This is a genomic window from Bradyrhizobium jicamae (assembly GCF_018130695.1).
GTDB lineage: Bacteria > Pseudomonadota > Alphaproteobacteria > Rhizobiales > Xanthobacteraceae > Bradyrhizobium > Bradyrhizobium jicamae_B.
Genome location: NZ_JAFCJX010000017.1, coordinates 167,848 through 186,207, shown reverse-complemented (window position 1 = coordinate 186,207; position 18,360 = coordinate 167,848). Strand labels below are relative to the sequence as shown.

14 protein-coding genes and 2 pseudogenes are annotated in these 18,360 nt (G+C 59.8%); 12 read left to right on the top strand and 4 right to left on the bottom strand.

Features of this window, described 5'->3' with window-relative positions; translation table 11 throughout:
* The first annotated feature begins 595 nt into the window (after positions 1 to 595).
* From JQ604_RS24800 to tnpC, 4 genes and pseudogenes are all read left to right on the top strand, one after another.
* On the top strand, positions 596 to 802 hold the full coding sequence (locus tag JQ604_RS24800) for a hypothetical protein (RefSeq protein ID WP_212363023.1): 207 nt from the start codon (positions 596 to 598) through the stop codon (positions 800 to 802).
* Positions 803 to 1,173: 371 nt separating this feature from the next.
* Positions 1,174 to 1,527: pseudogene (gene tnpA / locus JQ604_RS42195) on the top strand (IS66-like element accessory protein TnpA); the annotation flags it as partial.
* Entirely contained in the window at positions 1,524 to 1,871 is a 348-nt protein-coding gene (gene tnpB, locus JQ604_RS24790) for an IS66 family insertion sequence element accessory protein TnpB (protein ID WP_057748510.1), read from the top strand. The pseudogene tnpA and the gene tnpB, both read left to right, overlap by 4 nt.
* Before the next feature lie 76 nt (positions 1,872 to 1,947).
* Entirely contained in the window at positions 1,948 to 3,564 is a 1,617-nt protein-coding gene (gene tnpC, locus JQ604_RS24785; protein WP_212363021.1) for an IS66 family transposase, read from the top strand.
* A 190-nt stretch (positions 3,565 to 3,754) separates the two neighbouring features.
* Here the strand turns inward: tnpC and JQ604_RS24780 are convergent, their stop codons facing one another.
* Both JQ604_RS24780 and soxC read right to left on the bottom strand, forming a co-directional pair.
* Positions 3,755 to 4,291 carry a c-type cytochrome gene (locus tag JQ604_RS24780; protein ID WP_212363018.1) on the bottom strand — a complete coding sequence of 179 codons (537 nt, stop codon included), beginning with the start codon at positions 4,289 to 4,291 and terminating at the stop codon, positions 3,755 to 3,757.
* Positions 4,278 to 5,564 carry a sulfite dehydrogenase gene (soxC, locus tag JQ604_RS24775; protein ID WP_212363016.1) on the bottom strand — a complete coding sequence of 429 codons (1,287 nt, stop codon included), beginning with the start codon at positions 5,562 to 5,564 and terminating at the stop codon, positions 4,278 to 4,280. The genes JQ604_RS24780 and soxC overlap by 14 nt, the downstream gene beginning before the upstream one ends.
* Before the next feature lie 483 nt (positions 5,565 to 6,047).
* On the opposite strand from soxC, the gene JQ604_RS24770 reads away from it, so the two are divergent.
* The 5 genes and pseudogenes from JQ604_RS24770 (at position 6,048) to JQ604_RS24750 (ending at position 11,861) form a co-directional block, all read left to right on the top strand.
* Positions 6,048 to 6,878 (top strand): methyltransferase domain-containing protein, encoded by an 831-nt coding sequence (locus JQ604_RS24770; RefSeq protein ID WP_212363014.1) that lies wholly within the window; start codon positions 6,048 to 6,050, stop codon positions 6,876 to 6,878.
* A 144-nt stretch (positions 6,879 to 7,022) separates the two neighbouring features.
* Positions 7,023 to 8,429, top strand: coding sequence for a hypothetical protein (locus tag JQ604_RS24765; protein ID WP_212363012.1), 1,407 nt, complete (start codon positions 7,023 to 7,025; stop codon positions 8,427 to 8,429).
* A 391-nt stretch (positions 8,430 to 8,820) separates the two neighbouring features.
* Positions 8,821 to 9,585, top strand: a complete 765-nt coding sequence (locus JQ604_RS24760; RefSeq protein ID WP_212363010.1) for a glucose 1-dehydrogenase — start codon at positions 8,821 to 8,823, stop codon at positions 9,583 to 9,585.
* Between the two features lie 245 nt (positions 9,586 to 9,830).
* Positions 9,831 to 11,099 carry a flavin-containing monooxygenase gene (locus JQ604_RS24755; RefSeq protein WP_212363008.1) on the top strand — a complete coding sequence of 423 codons (1,269 nt, stop codon included), beginning with the start codon at positions 9,831 to 9,833 and terminating at the stop codon, positions 11,097 to 11,099.
* A gap of 134 nt (positions 11,100 to 11,233) precedes the next feature.
* Positions 11,234 to 11,861, top strand: a pseudogene (locus JQ604_RS24750) (tyrosine-type recombinase/integrase).
* 96 nt (positions 11,862 to 11,957) lie between these two features.
* Here the strand turns inward: JQ604_RS24750 and JQ604_RS24745 are convergent.
* A complete protein-coding gene (locus JQ604_RS24745) occupies positions 11,958 to 12,617 on the bottom strand; it encodes a GDSL-type esterase/lipase family protein (RefSeq protein WP_212363006.1) in 660 nt (219 codons plus the stop codon).
* A 656-nt stretch (positions 12,618 to 13,273) separates the two neighbouring features.
* Here JQ604_RS24745 and JQ604_RS24740 point away from each other — a divergent pair.
* The 3 genes from JQ604_RS24740 to JQ604_RS24730 all read left to right on the top strand — a co-directional run bounded on the left by JQ604_RS24740 (position 13,274) and on the right by JQ604_RS24730 (position 16,799).
* The gene (locus JQ604_RS24740; RefSeq protein WP_212363005.1) at positions 13,274 to 14,872 is read left to right on the top strand and encodes a tetratricopeptide repeat protein; all 1,599 of its coding nucleotides are present in this window, start codon (positions 13,274 to 13,276) and stop codon (positions 14,870 to 14,872) included.
* Positions 14,873 to 14,926: 54 nt separating this feature from the next.
* Positions 14,927 to 15,499, top strand: coding sequence for a tetratricopeptide repeat protein (locus tag JQ604_RS24735; RefSeq protein WP_212363004.1), 573 nt, complete (start codon positions 14,927 to 14,929; stop codon positions 15,497 to 15,499).
* Positions 15,500 to 15,812: 313 nt separating this feature from the next.
* Positions 15,813 to 16,799 (top strand): VOC family protein, encoded by a 987-nt coding sequence (locus JQ604_RS24730; protein ID WP_212363003.1) that lies wholly within the window; start codon positions 15,813 to 15,815, stop codon positions 16,797 to 16,799.
* 438 nt (positions 16,800 to 17,237) lie between these two features.
* Here the strand turns inward: JQ604_RS24730 and JQ604_RS24725 are convergent, their stop codons facing one another.
* Positions 17,238 to 18,323, bottom strand: a complete 1,086-nt coding sequence (locus JQ604_RS24725; protein ID WP_349631140.1) for an adenylate/guanylate cyclase domain-containing protein — start codon at positions 18,321 to 18,323, stop codon at positions 17,238 to 17,240.
* Positions 18,324 to 18,360 lie beyond the last annotated feature (37 nt).

Genomic DNA, 18,360 nt, shown 5'->3' with positions numbered 1-18,360 from the left:
AAGAGGACCTAGCCGCCTTCGCCCTGGCCCTCGAACTTTTTGATCATGCCATGGCGGCGAGGCGCGCGGAATTGCAGGCCGGCCTGATGGACCCGGCGCGGGGCCCTGCCGGTGCGCCCACCCTGGCCACCCGCCGATAAAAAGCCGCGCCATGGTCGCGGGCGGCGCCTTCACGCAATCGCTTCCACACGCGAAAGCAAATCCGACCTAGACGAAGAGTGGATACAGGAGCCTTTGCGCGCGCGGTGCCGCCCCACGGCCAGCGATTGTCGAGGCGAGAAGTCTGGGCGCGGGTTCTGCGGGGCTGTTCGACGGGATCTGCGGAAACGCTCATCCGATCGTGTTTTGCCCCACCGCGAGCGAGAAGCCGCCGCAGAGTTGAGCGATCTGCACGAAGTTGACGACCGTTGAAATTGCGTACCGCGTAAATGATTATCCGTCGAAAGCAGAAAGCCGCAGGCATTCTCGCGCTGCGGCTCCGGGTCAAAATCGCTGGCTTTTGAAACTGCCGCCGCAGCCCCCGGTGCTTGAAGACTGATCCAATTGTTGATGCGTGTGGAGTCGAAAATGCGGTTTCGTCGGAGGAACGACGCGAGTGTTGCTGAATCGAGACAAGATGGTCGATCATAATACCGTCATCGTTGGTTTGAAGCGCGACTTGAAAACAACGCGCGACGAAGTGCGTGAGCTGAGATCGCAGAATGACCGTTGGCGGATTGCTGCGTACACGCTGCGGAATCTTGCAGGTCTGGAAGAGGGACAGTTTCGCAATCTGCTCAAAGCTGAGTCTCTCGTCGAGTAGGTAGCGCGCACCTCAAGCGCGTCGCAGATCGTGCCTTCTGTGACTGGGCATCACGAAAAGCGCCCTTCGGCCGAAAGAGTGAGTGTGGGCCGACGCTCAGAAGATGAGCTGGTAAAGTACGGTTCTGCCCGCGGACCCGCGCGATTATAGGTGCAGCCCTCAATATCGCGCTGCCGCCGTCAACACGCCTCAGAACGTCAGGCCCTCGCGGCACCCGAGAGCAATTAATAGCGAGCTCGAGCGTTGACAGGCGTCTACCCGGCTGAACGTCAGCCGCAATCTACCAGTTCTAATCGGTATAGGCACGCGGTGGCTGGTTTTCCGCACTTTCGTTTGACGCCAAGCAACGTCCATCGGTCGAGCGGCGGCGCCGGTGGTCGCAGGATGAGAAGGAACGGCTTGTTGCAGCGTCGCTCGAGCCCGGCGCCAATGTTTCCGAGGTGGCTCGCGTGGCCGGGCTTCATGTGAGCCAGCTGTTCAGGTGGCGCAAGGAGCTTTGCAGGCACGGCGAAGCGAGCATAGCGCCGTTTGTTCCGGTCGAGATTGGGGCGTCTGCGCCACCGCGGGAGGCGGCCGAAGCGCCGTTGACGACGACGGCGGTGCGTCGACGGAAGAGCCAAGGCATCATCGAGATTGATCTTGGTAGCGGGCACCGCATCCGGGTCGATGGCGACGTGGACGGAGACGCGCTACGTCGAGTTATCGATGCTCTGGTACGCCGATGATTCCGGTTCCGACGGGCACGCGAGTGTGGCTCGCGACAGGCTACACGGACATGCGCCGAGGCTTTCCATCGTTGGCGCTCCAAGTGCAGGAGGTGCTACACAAAGACCCGCTCAGCGGTCATTTGTTTGTCTTCCGCGGCCGCCGCAGCGATCTTGTGAAGGTGATCTGGCACGATGGCCAGGGAGCATGCCTTTTTACCAAAAGACTCGAGCGAGGAAGGTTTATCTGGCCATCGGTTGGCGGTGAAACGGTGACGATCTCGCCGGCGCAGTTGAGCTATCTATTGTCCGGGATCGATTGGCGCACCCCGCAAGAAACGCAGCGTCCGACGCGGGTCGGATAATCGTTTTGGGTTTGAACTTGCCGCTTGATCTGATTCGAAGCCGGACGATCTTCCTTCGGACCTCGCGAGCGCCTACATGGCGCTGCTGGCCGAGCGTGAAGCGTTGCAGGTTGAGCGCGATCTCGCCGTCGCGGATGCCGCCAACGCGCGTGCGGAGCTGTCGGACAACGAAGCGCTGATCGCACATCTCGAGCTACGGATCGAGAAGCTCAAACGCGAACTGTACGGGCAGCGCTCCGAGCGCACGGCGCGGCTGATCGAGCAATTGGAATTGGAGCTCGAAGAGCTCATCACCACGGCGAGTGAGGATGAGCTCGCCGCGCGTGCCGCGGCGACAAAGGTACAGAAAGTTCAGGCCTTCACACGCAGGCGGCCGGTACGCAAGCCCTGGCCGGACGACATCGAACGCGAGCGCGTCGTCATCGAGGCACCGACGAGCTGTGCCTGCTGCGGCGGATCGCGCCTGGCGAAGCTGGGCGAGGATGTGACCGAGACGCTGGAGGAGATCCCGCGGCGGTTCAAGCTGATCGAGACGGTGCGGGAAAAGTTCACCTGCCGCGATTGCGAGAAGATCAGCCAGCCGCCGGCACCGTTCCATGCCACGCCGCGCGGCTTCATCGGTCCGCAATTGCTGGCGACGATCTTGTTCGACAAGTTCGGCATGCATATCCCGCTCAACCGCCAGAGTGTGCGCTTTAAGGCCGAGAGGATCGACCTGCCGCTGTCGACGCTGGCCGACCAGGTCGGCCACGGGACCTTCGCCATCATGCCGCTCTTCCAGCTGATCGAGCGCCATGTGCTGTCGGCCGAGCGCCTTCATGGCGATGACACCACCATCCGCATCCTGGCCAAGAGCAAGTGCACGACCGGCCGGATCTGGACCTATGTGCGCGACGATCGGCCCTACGGTGGGCCTGCGCCGCCGGCGGCAGTCTATTACGCCTCGAGTGACCGACGGGGCGAGCATCCCCAGAAGCATCTGGCTGCCTTCACCGGCATCCTGCAGGCGGATTGCTACAACGGCTTCGAGCCTCTGTTCGACCCGCAGAGGAAGGTGCTGCCGATCACGCCGGCATTCTGCTTCGCCCACGCGCGGCGGGGCTTCTTCGAACTGGCCGACATCGAGAAAACCGCCCGGGACGGACAGAAAGGCAAACCGGTCTCCCCGATCGCGCTGGAGGCGGTCAGGCGTCTGGATGTGTTGTTCGAGATCGAGCGCGCCATCAACGGCAGCAGTGCCGACGGGCGGCGTGCCGTGCGCCAGGAGAGAAGCAAGCCGCTTCTCGACGACATGCACGCCTGGCTGCTCCGCGAGCGAGAAACCCTATCGCGTTCCTCCGAGGTTCTGAAGCCCATGAACTACATGCTCAGGCGCTGGGACGACTTCGCCCGCTTCCTCGACGATGGCCGGATCTGCCTAACCAACAATTGTGCTGAGCGCGCATTGAGAGGCATCGCCTTGGGAAGGCGCAACTGGACCTTCGCCGGCAGCCCGCGTGGTGCCGACCGTGCCGCCATCATGCTGACGATGATCACGACCTGTCGCCTCAACGACGTCGATCCCAACGCCTGGCTTGCCGACGTCCTCACCCGTATCGCCGATCTTCCCGCGTCGCGTCTGCACGAACTGCTGCCCTGGGAATGGAAGCTTCTGCGCCAAGCCAGCAAGCCCGACGATCAGCAAGCCGCCTGACCTTCACCCAACGCTATCATACAACTCGCCACGCCCGCGCGCATGCGTCAATCAGGCGGCCTTCGTCGTATGCGTACGGATCACCTCGGCTGCGGCAGCGAGATCTGCGCGCAGAACCCCACGACATCGAAGGCGGCATACGTCCTCATGGCGGACCGCCGCAGGTGCTTGAAGGAACCACTGCGATTACCTACTTCGGCTTTGCCGGGACGAATGTCACAAAGCCATCCCGGTTCGGCATACGAACCTTCGGCAGCGTCTGGGCATTCATCGTCTCGTTCTCTCCGATGAGGCCGTTGAGCTGCAGGATATAGGCGGCCACTGCGTAGAGTTCGTCATTGGTCAGCGTTTTCGATTCGTTGTAAGGCATTGCCCGCCGAACGTAATCGAAAATTGTTGTGGCATAGGGCCAGAAGCTTCCGACCGTCTTCATGGCAGGTTTGTCTCCGCCAAGCGACCCGATCCCGCCCACCAGTGCATCGTTCGGTTTGCCCGCTCCCTTTTCTCCGTGACAGGCGATGCACTTCGACGCGTACACGGCCTCACCCTGCTTTGGTGTCCCACTGCCGGGCGGCAGACCGGTGCCGTCAGGACTTATGCTGATGTCCCACGGGGCGACTTCCTCGGGAGTTATGACCTTCCCGAGGTTCGGGGTGTCGGCCAGCGCCGCAGATGAAAATAAGCCAAGTGCGCAAGCGGCAGCCAGGGCAGAGTTATGCGTAGACATGCTTCACCTCTCCCTTCTCGGACACGCCCCACGTCGTGACCGCATTGGAGTGGTAGATCGTCCTGCTTCCACGATCAGCGATCATTTTCTCGCGCGTCGGCTGGACGTAGCCTATGTCGTCGGTCGCGCGGCTTTGCAGGACAGCGGGGCCGCCGTTCCAGCGCCACGCCATGCGGAAACGCGTCAACGCCTTCGACAGCACCGGCTCCTGCAGAGCTGCGGGAGCCCAACTCTTGCCGCCATCGACCGAGATTTCGACCTTGGCGATCTTGCCGTAGCCCGACCAGGCGAGCCCTGTAATCTCGTAGACGCCCGGTTCCTTCATCGTGAGTCCCGGCGACGGACGCGTGATCACCGACTTGCCTTCCTGCGGAAAAACGAATTGGAGCGATTTGCCGTCAGGCATCGTGATCGTGTATTTCGACGTCTCGTCCTTGGTCATTGTTGGGCCTTCGGTCAGCTTGATGCGTCGAAGCCATTTCACGTTCATGTTGCCTTCGAATCCCGGGAGCAGCAGCCGCATGGGATAGCCATTCGCCGGCCGCACGCGCTCGCCGTTCTGGTACAACGCAATCAATGCATCCTGCATGATCTCTGCGAGCGGCAGACTGCGGCTCATGCCGGCGGCGTCGGCACCTTCCGCCAGAATCCACTTCGCTTTCGGGTCGACGCCAGCTTCCTGCAGCAGGGCCGCCAGCTTGACACCCGTCCACTCGGCGCAAGAGACTTGACCCTGCATCTGCTGAACTCCGACTTGCGCGGGCTCCTTCTGATAAAGCAGTTGGCCGTTGCCGCCGCATTCGATGAAGGCGATCCGTGACTCCATTGGATAACGCGTGAGCTCATCGAGCGTGAAGACGAGTGAGCGCTTGACCAGGCCGTGGATGACCAATCTGTGGGCGTCGGGGTTGATGTCGGGAATTCCGCTGTGGTGGCGTTCGAAATGCAGGCCGTTCGGCGTGATCATCCCATTGAGAAGATGATGAGGTGTTCGCGACGCGCCGGTGCCGGTGGTGCCCGGGACCGTCGTGAAGGTTCGCACGACCTTATTTTCGTATTCAGACGGTTGCCCATAGGGGACGAATGGCGCGCCCGGCGTCTTCATCCAAGATTCAACCGGCAACGGACCGCCCGCTGCCGTGTCCGGGAACGTAATGCCTCCGGTTGCTGCCGCCATGGCGGCGCCGCCAAGGAAAACGCGTCGGTCAAGCAATCCGTTTCCGGCAACCACGTCGGCGTCAATCGTCGCGCCCTTCGATTTGCGATGTCCCATGATGCTTTCCTCCGAGTGAAGCCAAACTCCACGGACGAAGCGCGATGTTACCCACTCACCGCGGGCCGGTATTTTATATCAAATTGGCGAGCCGTCAGGGAGGGGGAAAAATCCACCGCAGCGGCCGATGGCCAAGTCAGGCCATTTCTGCAATGGGTCAGGAGCGGTCGACACCGTGATCATCGTACATCGTCCGGTCTCGCGCAGATAGCCGACATGGCGGCGGCCGGTGCCTTTGTTCAGCTTGGGGCCAAAAGCTGACATCGTTCAAAGCCCGGAGCAACGTCCAGCGGACTCGTGCGCCGCCGCAAGTTGCGTCGTTCGAACCCGAAGCATGAAGCGCGAGCGCAAGATCGAGCACCATTGCGATACCAACGTGCGCCAAAGGGCCGCGTCCGTTGCCCCTCCCAGAGTGATAGCCTCACGGGAAAACGAATGTGGAGGACGGCAGGCGCCAGCGTGGCGGCTATCAAGGATCGGGCGATGGGTGACGAAGGGCAATGGCAGGTAGCTGGAAATGCCGCCGAAACATACCAGCAAGCTCTGGTCCCGGCCGTCTTCGCACCGTGGGCACCGCTCGTCGTTGCGCTCGCTGACCCGCGACCAGGTGAGCACGTGTTGGATATCGCGTGCGGTACCGGTGTGGTGGCGCGGCTCGCTGCGCGGCAAGTTGGCCCTACCGGAAACGTGACCGGTCTCGACCTGAACCCCGGTATGCTGGCGGTCGCTGCGTCGCTCACGGCTTCCGACCCGTCCACAAGTGCACCGATCACATGGCGAGAGGCCAGCGCTACGGATATGCCTCTCCCTGATGGGGCCTTCGATGTTGTGTACTGCCAGTTGGGACTTCAATTCTTTCCTGATCGGTCGGCTGCGCTGCGCGAGATGCATCGCGTGCTGGTGGCCGGCGGCCGCCTGGGACTTATGGTGTGGCAGGACATTCAATACAGTCCCGGGTTCAGCGCTTTAGCCGCGGCGCTTGCGCGGCACGTCAGCACCGACGCGGTTGGCATCATGCGCGCTCCCTTTGAGCTCGCCAATGCCGAACAGCTGCGTGCGATGGTGGCTGAACAAGGTTTCCGCGACATAACGATTGAGTCGGTTGCAGGCAGCGTTTGCTTTCCGTCAGTTTCGCGGTTCGTGCAGGACTATGTGCGCGGCTCGCCGCTGGCAGGCCATGTAGCCAAAGCCCCGGATGAAACTCGTACAGCCCTGGTCAACGAGGTCGGTGACGCGCTGATATCTCATGTTGCCGGCAACGAGCTGAAGTTTCCGATCAAAGCGCACCTCGCCAGCGCGAGAAAGAGAGTATAGCAGCGCCCCAGATGAACATTTTACGGCGGGCTTGCGGGCTGGGGCAAATGTATGCCGGTGCTGTGCTGAGATGTCTGGGGTTGTGGGCATTGGACATCCTGCACTAACGGCCAACACGGGCTGTGGCAAATATCAGGTGCACAAATGCTTTCAACGGACTACCTCATCATCGGTAGCGGCGCGTTAGGGATGAGTTTCGCCGACCAACTGCTGACGGAAACTGACGCGAACATGGTAATTGTGGACCGTCATCACATGCCCGGGGGCCACTGGAACGACGCGTATCCTTTCGTCCGTCTTCATCAACCGTCAGCTTACTACGGGGTTGGTTCCTGTGCACTCGGCAGCAGTCGATTAGATGTGGCAGGTTTCAACAGGGGTTATTATGAACTCGCCTCCGGCGCTCAGATCATCAGCTATTACGACCGTCTAATGAACGAACGGTTTCTGCCTTCGGGCCGCGTTCAATATTTTCCGTTGTATGACTATCAAGGAGATAACCGGTTTGTCTCCCGACTCTCCGGCGATATTCAGCAGGTAACGTTTCGCAAAAAGCTCGTTGACGCTACCTTCCTAAACACCCAAGTCCCATCGACCCACGTTCCCTCCTTCGAGCTTTGTGACGGCGTAAGGCTCGTTACCCCGAATGTGCTTCCGACGTTTGCGCCGGACTTCAAAAGCTATGTCATCCTGGGCGGCGGCAAGACGGCAATGGATGTCGGTGTATGGTTGCTCCAGATGGGCGCGGCGCCGGAAAGCATACGCTGGATCGTGCCACGCGATTCGTGGCTCAGGAACCGAGACAGGGTCCAGCCGGGCGAAGCGTTTTTTAAGCAGACGGCAGGCGGCCTAGCAAATCAACTTGAAGCGGCAGCAGAAGCGACATGCATAGCCGATTTGTTTGAGCGGCTGGAACGAACCGGCGAGATCTTGCGCATCGATACAACGGTGACACCGACCATGTATCGTGGTGCGACTCTTTCGTGCCTTGAGGTAGAAGCCCTGCGCTCCATCAAAGACGTTGTGCGCAAGGGGCGCGTGCTGAGGATCGAACATCAGACAGTCATCCTCGAACATGGGACAATCGAAGGCTGCTCAGACAGCCTCTATGTGGATTGCACTGCAAAGGCATTTGACACTCGACCTTCTGTACGTGTGTTCGACGGTGACCGGATCACGATTCAAATGTTGCGCTCCGGCGCTTTCTGCTTGAGCGCAGCGGTCATCGGTCATATTGAAGCCGCCTACGACGATGAGACGATAAAGAATGAACTTTGCAAGCCGATGCAATCGCCGAACGTACCGGAAGACTTAGTTCGACGTGCACTTGAGGAGTTGCAAGCCGGGCGCCGATGGTCGGTGGACAAGACTTTGCATCGATGGGTGGCGGAGCACCGGCTGACGGGCGCGGGTATTGGACAGGCAGATGCAGCCGCGCATGACCCAGATGCAGACCGGATTCGCAAGCGCCTGCGCGAAGCTCGTCCAAAAGCTGAAGCAAACTTGTCGCGGCTTATCGCCGAACTAGCTCCCGAAAGTTTGCGACATTAGTAAGCCAACGTCGGAACCGGCCCGTTAGTCCAGCAAGCCATATCGGATCAGCCCCACGTCGCGCCTCGCTGAAGATGCGAGTGTTTCCGTGACCAACCAAATCGTCAGGCTTGGCTACCACGACGCGATGTCCGTTTGGGTGAAAGACCGACGGTGAGGAAATGTAAGCCGGCGGTATGATCAGGCGAGCGACCAGAATTGGGGCACGACAGCTAGGCCCAACTCCCGGAATGGGTCACGAGCGTCGATCTGGCACGCGAGGGGTGGAACCGTTTGACATAGGTCAATTGCGTGGGTGGCAAACTCGCATGACATTTCTAAGATCCAACCTACCGAGCCAGGACCTTGATAAGCCCGCCGTCGGGCGGTTTCCAACCGCAAAGGAATCATTGTGGCAGATCATCCAATATTCCAAGGGCAAGTTGCGCTGGTTACTGGTGGCAGTTCGGGTATAGGAAGGGCAGCATCACTGGCCTTTGCCGCGCGGGGCGCCAAGGTGGTCGTCGCCAGCCGGCGTACCGACGAAGGTCAGGAGACGGTGCGGCTGATCCAAGCTACCGGCGGCGAGTCCATTTTCGTACGGACCGATGTTTCGCAAGCTGAAGAGGTGCAAGCGCTTATGGCGCGCACCGTGGAACGTTTTGGGGGGCTCGACTTCGCCTTCAACAACGCCGGCATCGAGGGGACCGCTTTTGTGCCCGTCGAGCAATATAGCGAGGCAACCTGGGATCAGGTGATCGACATCAATCTCAAGGGCGTGTTCCTGAGCATGAAGTCCGAGCTTCCTGAGATTGTGCGGCGCAAGGGCGCCATCGTGAATATGTCCTCGGTGGCTGGACTCAAAGGCGGGCGCATTGGTATCGCATATCATGCCAGTAAGCACGGGGTCGTCGGCATGACCAAAGCTGCTGCGCTAGAATATGCCGGCAAAGGCGTGCGGATAAACGCGGTGGCGCCGGCAGTTATTCGCACTCCGATGGCGGAGCGGGGCTTCTTTCACGACGAAGCTATCACAGCGCGCGTGACGGCGATGCACCCGTTGGGGCGCGTCGGCGAACCCGACGAAGTTGTCAACGCTGTGGTTTGGCTGTGTTCTCCTGCTGCCTCGTTTGTCACGGGCCACATTCTGCCCGTAGATGGTGGTTTTCTGATCTGACGGCGGGTCAAAATCCCACGTCCCAGTAGGCTCCCCTTTGGAAGTAGACCGCGGGGCGTCCTGAACTGAAGTCCGTCTCACGGCCGAGGCTCAAAATACAGTGCGAACCGATCGCCTCTCAGGCTGGTTTTGGCTGAGGCATTGGCACCAGCTTAGCTAATTTTCCGGGTTGGATGTTGTCCCGATAGATTTCTCGTATTCTTCTGGAGACCTTGTCTGGCCAAGTCGTTCAGGAGGAAGCCCGGATGGCGAGTGGAAGCGATGCTCTCGATGTAATAGTGGTCGGCGCCGGCTGGGCAGGTCTGGGCGTCAGTTACTACCTATCCCGGGCCGGCTTGCGTCATCGCGTCTTGGAGCGGGGTCGGATTGGCGAGACATGGCGTACTCAGCGCTGGGATTCCTTCCGCATGAACCTGCCCAACATACAGACCGTGATGCCGGGCGACCGATATGATGGTCCTGATCCGGAGGGCGCCCTGACGCGCGACGAGTTTGTCGCACTACTTGACGATTTCGCTGAACGTAACCGGCTGCCGGTCGAAGGCGACAGTGAGGTGACTGAACTTGCTCCGGGACCAGTCGCCGGCATTTATAGACTTGTCACCGAACGCGGCACACTGGAGGCGCGAAACGTCGTGATCGCAAGTGGCAATCTGAACCGTCCGGTGCGTCCAACCTGGACTGTAGATTTACCGCGTAATCTCACCCAGATCGATACGTCTGATTACCGCAATGCGAGTGCGATCCCTCCTGGAGCGGTATTGGTGGTGGGGAGCGGCCAGTCGGGTGGCCAGATCGCCGAAGACCTGGTGCGCGCGGGCAGACAAGTCTTTCTCGCAACCAGTCAGGTCGGACGAGCCCGGCGACGCTACCGCGGACGGGACATCATGATCTGGCTGGTTCAGAGTGGAATGTTCGACGTGCCGCGAAAGGATTTTGTGCAGCCATCGGGCCGGATTGCGCCACGGCCGCTATTTGGAGCGCAGCACACCATCAGCCTGCAGTCACTGAGCGCGCAGGGCGTCGTATTGCTCGGACGGATAGATGGGATCGAGAGTGACGGCAGGCTTTCGATTGCCGATGATGTAGAAGACAACATCCGCTTCGCCGATGAGATGTCCACCAAAATGCAGCGACAGATCGATGACTACATCGCGCGCACTGGAAGCAACGCCCCTCCAGCAGAACCTGACCCAGCGGAAAATGCCGCCTTGAGACTGCCGAGACCAACAATCCGTTCCCTTGATCTCGCGGAACGAGGTATCACCACGGTCATCTGGTGTACCGGCTTTCAGGGTGACTTTACTTGGATCCGCCTGCCTGACGTGCTGGATGCGCGGCGACAACCGCTCCACGAGGGCGGGATCACAAAGCAACCCGGGATCTACTTCGCTGGCATGGATTTGGCTGTCACGCGCAAGTCCGGCACCGTATTGGCGGTCCAGGACGAGTCTGCTCGTCTGGTGGAATACATCACACGGCATGATTCCGTATCAGCGCAGGGCCGGCAGTGACCGCATCGGGTCAAACTCGGCTCTTCTGACGCTCGAATTGGACACAAGTACGTCTCCAATCATCTAGAACCGGACGCCGGATTGGAAGGGCTTCCGGCTGAAAATGACCAGCCTCACTAGCTGAGGAGGTCAAGATGACCGTTATTCCAAACACCGTCCCCGCCGTCTCGAAGCACGTTCCTTGGAACAAGGGGAAGATCGTCGGCGCAAAGCCGCCGCTCCGTCCGAAGCACGTCTGGTCAATTCGAGCCAAGCTGCAGGTCGAAGGCCGAATGCGCGACTTGGCACTGTTCAACGTCGCCATCGATAGCAAGCTTCGCGGTTGCGACGTCGTAGCCTTGAAAGTTGATGACCTTGCGCCGGGTGGATATTCGGCCGACCGCGCGACCGTCCGACAGAAGAAGACCGGCCGGCCAGTCAAATTTGAACTGACGGAATCGACCCGGCAAGCAATCGACGATTACCTTCGGGATACAGGCAAGACGTCAATACCTGTTCACCGGTCGGCGGATGAGTAGACATATGACGACCCGCCAGTATGCCCGTCTCCTATCCGGCTGGCTCGCCGGCATCGGATTGGACCCGCATCTGTTCGGGACGCATTCCCTTCGCCGGACGAAGGCGACCTTGATCTATCGCCGAACCGGCAACCCGCGAGCCGTACAGCTCCTTCTGGGACATACCAAGATCGAGAGCACCGTTCGATATCTCGGCATCGAGGTCGATGACGCCCTCGCGATAGCAGAACAAGTCGACGTCTGACTTTGGGGGCAGAGCAGACGCGCTCTGCGCTGCCCTCACAGACGGCTCCGGGCCAGAAGCAGAAGTCGGCCGAGCGTCATCAAATGCTCATTTGGATCACGATCTCGAACGCGCTCGATCTATGAGAGCCTCGACCGTTGGAAGAATTTGCGCGACGATCGCCTTGTTTCCGGCCGCGTTGGGGTGCAAGCCATCCACCGCGTTTAGTTCAGCATTGTCCAGAACCGCACCGTTGATGGCTGGGAAGAATAGAACGTTGTATTCGCGGGCAAGGGCAGCGAACATTTCAGCAAATGCTTTCTCATGTTCGTCTCCGAATTGTGTATGCGCTCGCACCCCGCAGAGGAGCACAGCGACCTTCCGCGCTTGAAGGTTATCCAGGATCGCTGCTAAGGCAGCGCGAGTGACCTTTGGATCGAGTCCCCTGCTCATGTCCCACCAACCGAGTGCCACAATCACTGCGTCGGTGTCGTCTTTGACAACTCGGTTCAATCTTGCGAGTCCCTTCGCGGCGGAGTCACCGCCCACGCCCGCGTTGATAACTGATACCGACTGACCTTTCGCTTTCAGGGCAAATTCGAGTTGGATCGGGATGCGATCCGTTTCAGCCACCTTACCTTCGGTGAGAGAATCACCGATCATGACGATCTTAGTCGCCCTTTCATCGGCACGGACGCTATTGCTTGCAATCCATCCGGGCACGAAACAAAGCGCGACGGCAAAAGCTGCAAGGCGATTTCCGAATTCTGATTTCATCTCGTTCTCCCATGTGGCTAGCGAACGCCTCCCGTCTCCTCGTTGGGGTGCGTGCTCGTGGAAGACCGGCATCAAAAATTGTCGGTGCGACAGTATGCGATGCTCGCCGATAGCATGCCCGCCGCCAATTCAGCTTTACGGAGATGTCGGCGCCTCCCGTTATCGAGAGGTAGCTGCAGATGGAGACTAAACCTTCTCAAGCCCGGCCGAAAGAGGCGTTCTGTGCAGTGCGCACTCCCAAAGCTTGTAAATGTCCGCTTCGGGTCAAAAGCGTCGGTCCAGCGCTCGGCCGCAAACTTCCGGTCTGTTACCGCGAGCCGACATGTAGCGGCATCGGCTCAACGGCAGCGACGGGCCAAGAACGGCAGTCTCCCTGCTCTATCAGAGATGCGGGATGTGGAGTATTTTTCCAATGTTGAGTTGCCTGCGGGCGGCCCTCATCCTGTAAAATGAAGGCAGCTTCAGGCAAGAAAAGTGCACTTCATGGAGACGTGCGCAATTTGGCACGCCGGCGGACAAAACAGGCTGTCCGCACTTTTTGCATGACAACTGGACGCTCCAAAAAAAACGGAAGGGACGGAATAGACGCGCAGCCTTGGTGGTCGATCGAGCAGGCTCGCGCGACATGGGCTGTGCAAGCGGAGGGGAGATTTAAGATGAGCGCTCACTTGTCACGAATATTGTTTGCGACCGGCCTTGTCACTGCAGCCCTGACAAGCGGCGCGATGGGCCAGCAGGACCAAAAGCTCGGCACAGTGACCCTTCCCACATCTTGCGACCCCAATGTGCAGGCCGAATTCGACCGCGGCGTCGCCATGCTGCATTCGTATTGGTTCCTGATCGCCCGCCGGACGTTCGAAGCGATACTGCAGCAGGATCCCAACTGCGCCATGGCATATTGGGGTGTGGCGATGGATCTCCTCGGCAATACGCTCGCGACCACGCCGACGCGAGCGGAGGCGCAAGCGGCTTGGGACGCACTGGATAAAGCGCGGGCTGCAGGGCCGAAAACGCAGCGCGAGCGCGACTGGATCGAAGCGCTGAGCGCATATTTCCGCGACCATGACAAGGTCGCCGTAGACGCCCGGCTGGCAGCCTACAATGCCGCGATGGAGCGGATGGCGCAAAGCTATCCGGACGACTACGAAGTCCAGGCTTTTTATGCGCTGACGCTCCAAGCCTCAGCACCAAAAAACGACCTAACCTATGCCAACCAGCTGAAATCCGCGGCACTTCTGGAGAAACTCTTCGACCAGAACCCGCAGCATCCGGGCGTCACGCACTACCTCATTCACGCCTACGACTTTGCGCCGCTTGCCGAAAAAGGGGTGGCATCGGCGAGGCGCTACGCTGGCATCGCACCAGCCGTGCCGCATGCTCGGCACATGCCTTCGCACATCTACTCCATGGTCGGACTTTGGGAAGAATCCATCGCCTCGAATGCGTCGGCGCTTCAGATCCAGCCCGACTATTATCACGCGTCAGATTTTACGGTCTACGCGCATTTGCAGCTCGCACAGGATGCGAAGGCCGATGCAATGATCAAGAAGTCGCTCGCCACGGCCGACCGCGGCGACCGTCCGATAAACTTTGTCAATTTTACCGCCAAGGCCGCCATGCCAGCGCGCTATGTCCTTGAGCGAGCAGACTGGGCAGGTGCTGCCGCACTGCCGATGGATCCCACTAAATATCCCATGGCAGATTCGTTGATCCGCTTCACGCGCGGTCTCGGCATGGCGCGCGCCGGCGACCTCGCAGGCGCCAAGGAAGAGATCGAAGCCATGAAGGTGTTGCGCGCGACGCTGCAGAGCGCCGACCAGTCCTACTGGGCCAATCGTACCGATGAGCAAATGCTTGCCGTTTCCGCGTGGGTCGCGCTGAAAGAAGGTGAGCGCGATCAGGCGCTGCGGTTCATGCGGGCAGCTGCCGACAGCGAAGATGGCAGCCTCAAGCATGTGGCGATGGAGAATCGCCTCTATCCGTTCCGCGAGCTGCTCGGGGAATTGCTGCTTGAACTTGGGCAGCCCGCAGCTGCGCTGAACGAATTCGAGACCGCACTCAAGCAGACCCCCAACCGCTTCCGCGCGTTCTGGGGAGCCGCGCGCGCCGCCGACGGCGCCGGCGACCGCCAGAAGGCAATCGAGTATTTCGACAAGCTGGTGGAGCAGACCAAGAACGCCGATACTGAGCGGAAGGAAATCCGTGAGGCCCAGGCATACTTGCGAAATGACACTGTAGGCAGCGCACGACAATGACTCTTCGGTTGGCTGGCTTGATGCCCGGCAGCTGTCAACGACGAGATGATAAGGATGATCCGCGTTGTCGCAGTGGCTACAGTGCTCGGTACGTTGGTCGCCGGTGTCGTGCTCTACACGAAAAGCCTGCCGCAGTGGCAGATTAAACCGCCTTTCGGTGGACTCGACCGTAAAGCCGAGACAGCAATCACGCCCGAAGCCTGGCCGATCTGCACCACCATGGTGTCTGTCGTCGCATCGGATGCCGACTGGGCTCAGCTTGACCCCGATTTCAAGGCCGGCAAGAGGGCGCTCGTCGCCGAGGATTGGACTGGTGCAATCAAAGCGTTCGAACTCGCCGCACTGCGTGACCCGCTTAATGCCGATACCCAGAACTACATCGGCTATGCCTATCGGCGGCTGCGTCAGCTTGGCCCGGCTATCGGCCATTATCAGCGGGCGCTGACGCTAAATCCCCGCCACCGCAGCGCGCATGAACATCTTGGTGAGGCCTATCTCGTGCTTGGCGAGCCCGACAAAGCGGAGCAACTACTTACCGCGCTCGAAGATCTCTGCCTCATTCCTTGCGAGGAATATGACGACCTCAAGCGGGCTATTGCGGCGTACAAGAGGTTGGCCGCGCGCTGAGATCAGATTAGCACCTAGAGGATCGAACCCACTGGGTAGATTCGGGTGCGATCATTTCCGGTGGGTCAGGAGCGGTGGTCGCCGCTACTATCGCACATCGTTCGGGCCAATAGGCGACATGGGGTGCGTTGGCGGCCGGTTTCCGCAATGGGCCCTGCCAACTTGGCGGCGTGAATTTGTAATGTTCGCTATTCCGGCCGTCGCGACCACAGGAATTTTAGCTGTCCTGTGAAGAGCGAACGCCGCAAACTCCAATTGCAATGGCGCTCGCTGCCTCTTACCCTTGTCAAGAAAGCAACCGGGGAGGATACACATGGAAATCCAGGCCTTCGGTTATCTCGGCGTCGGCGCATCGAACCTCGATGATTGGGCCGCATTCGCCACATCAAACATTGGCATGCAGGCCGTGGACCGCGCCAGCTCGATGCGTGCCTTCCGTATGGACGACCGCAAACAGCGCCTGTTCATTGACCGAGCCATTGAGCCGGGCGCTCAGGTCTTTGGCTGGGAAGTCGCCAATGCCGTGGCTCTCGACTCACTCGCTGCCCGCCTCGAAAACGCAGGCGTCGCTGTGAAGCGCGAACCCGCAGAGCTGGCGGACCAGCGCTGTGTGACGGAGTTGATCTCCTTTGCCGATCCCGCCGGCAATCGTTTGGAAGCTTTTCACGGCGCCCAGGTAGCTGACACGGTCTTTAAGCCTAGCCGCGACGTCTCCGGCTTCCGTACCGGCCCGCTAGGCATGGGCCACACCCTTCTGACATTCCCAGACATCGATGTCGCCTTGGCCTTCTACAAGGACCTGCTGGGGTTTCGCATTAGCGACTTCATGGTTGCCCCGCTGACGGCTTACTTCATGCATGTCAACGCACGGCACCACAGCGTGGCTCTCGTGGCCGCACCAGTGCGCAGCATGCATCACCTGCTTGTCGAATATTATCTTCTCGACGACGTCGGTCAGGGGTATGACCTGCTACAGGGTAGCCCGGAGAAAATTGTCGCCACTCTCGGCCGCCACCCAAATGATCTCATGACGTCGTATTACATGCGCACTCCATCAGAGATCTACGTGGAGTGCGGCTGGGGCGGCAAGGAGGTCGACGACACAGCGCCGCCGGTGGAGATGACCAGTGTCGGTAGCTTCTGGGGCCACAAGGGCCTATTTGAAGATATTGGCGCGCCTCCCTCGGCCGCGCCGGAGATCGGTCCACGTCGCGCCCCTGTTCAGGTGATGGAAGGCAACTACGAACGCATGGCGGGCACCTGTCCGTGGTGGGATGCGATACGCGGCAAGACCCGCTAATGCCGTGCCTGGCGCTAAAAGCATTGTGGACCTCGATGTCTCAGTCGGGTCAGAAACCGAACTCGCTCGACCCAGCATTTTTGGTCAGCCGTGAGATTAGGAACAGACGATCTCCAGGGTCGACCAAGTCGCCAGAAACCTCGCGTTGGATTCGCAAATCCATTGTTATGGCAGAAGTCGGCCTTTGGGCGAGCAGTCCGAGGCCTTGGGAACGCGCTGCGCGAAAGTGCTCGACGTCCGCATTGACTTCGAAGGAGACATCAGCGCGGCCTGCCGGCAAGTCCGGGAGGGGCCCACAAGTTGAAGACGCTAATCCGTTAGATCGCTTTCGCGCGAGTCCAAAGAAGGTTCAGGGGCGCACCCCCTTCAGGTTGATGGCTGGATCAACTCAGTTGGGCCGCACAAGAGCCGGACCTCTAGCCGGGTGCTTCGAAGGGATTAGGCCATCTCAACGACGTTGTATGCCGCAATCGGACGCCGCAACCCCTTGAGCGTAAGTTCACCCACGGGCTCCGCGGTCGCCCTCGCGTCAAGCGCTTCCCGTACCTTACCATCAACGAGAATCTGACCGTCGCGCGCCTCCGCGCAAAGACGGGCAGCTAGATTCACCACCGTACCGATCGCGCTGTACTCAGAACGTCCCTCAAAACCGATGGGGCCGAGCGTCGCATATCCATATGCAATGCCGACTCCAAAACCAAGTTCGTGTCTTTCACGCCGCCACTTATTCGACAAATCCAACAGGCGGCTTCGCATCGCGATCGCCATTTGGACAGCTCGTTTGCATGGATCTGCACAAGGTATCGGATCGCCGAAAATCACCATGATTCCGTCGCCGAGGAACCTCTCCAATGTGCCTTCAAACTGGTGCACGAGGGAGCCTAAGGCGGCATGATATTCTTGCATCACCGCCATCACCTCTTCGGGTTCCGCAGTCTCTGCGAACGCCGTGAAACCGCGAAGGTCACCGAAGACTATCGTTACCTGCCTTCGGTGGCTCGCTAACGGCTCATATTTCGATGAAGAAAGAATCAGCTCCGCTATTTGCGGTGACAGAAACCGCTTCAGACGGCTGACCCGCTCAATTTGCATAACTTGCTCCTCAACACGCTGCTCGAGCCTTCTATTCCACTCGGCGAGCTCGACAGCCTGGGATTCAGCTCGATCATGCAACTCTTTAATTCGGAGCATGGAGCGCACACGCGCAACGAGGGCGGCATGATCGACCGGCTTGGTCAGGTACTCGTCAGCACCCGCGTTAAGTCCCGCGACGACATCCTCCGTTTCGGTCCGCGCCGTCACCATGATGATTGGAACAAATCCCAGCGTCGTATCGATCTTCAGTCGCCGGCAGACCTCAAAGCCATCGATTTTCGGCATCATGACGTCGAGGAGGACAACGTCTGGCTCTACTTCACGCACGACCGCGAGCGCCCTCTCGCCGTTTTCAGCCTCCACAGTTTGATAACCCTCGGCACCTAGGCGCGCGGTAAGAAGGCAGCGATTCGTTTCGTTGTCATCCACGATCAAGATTCGGGGTGGGACATGCATCTCCGCTCCA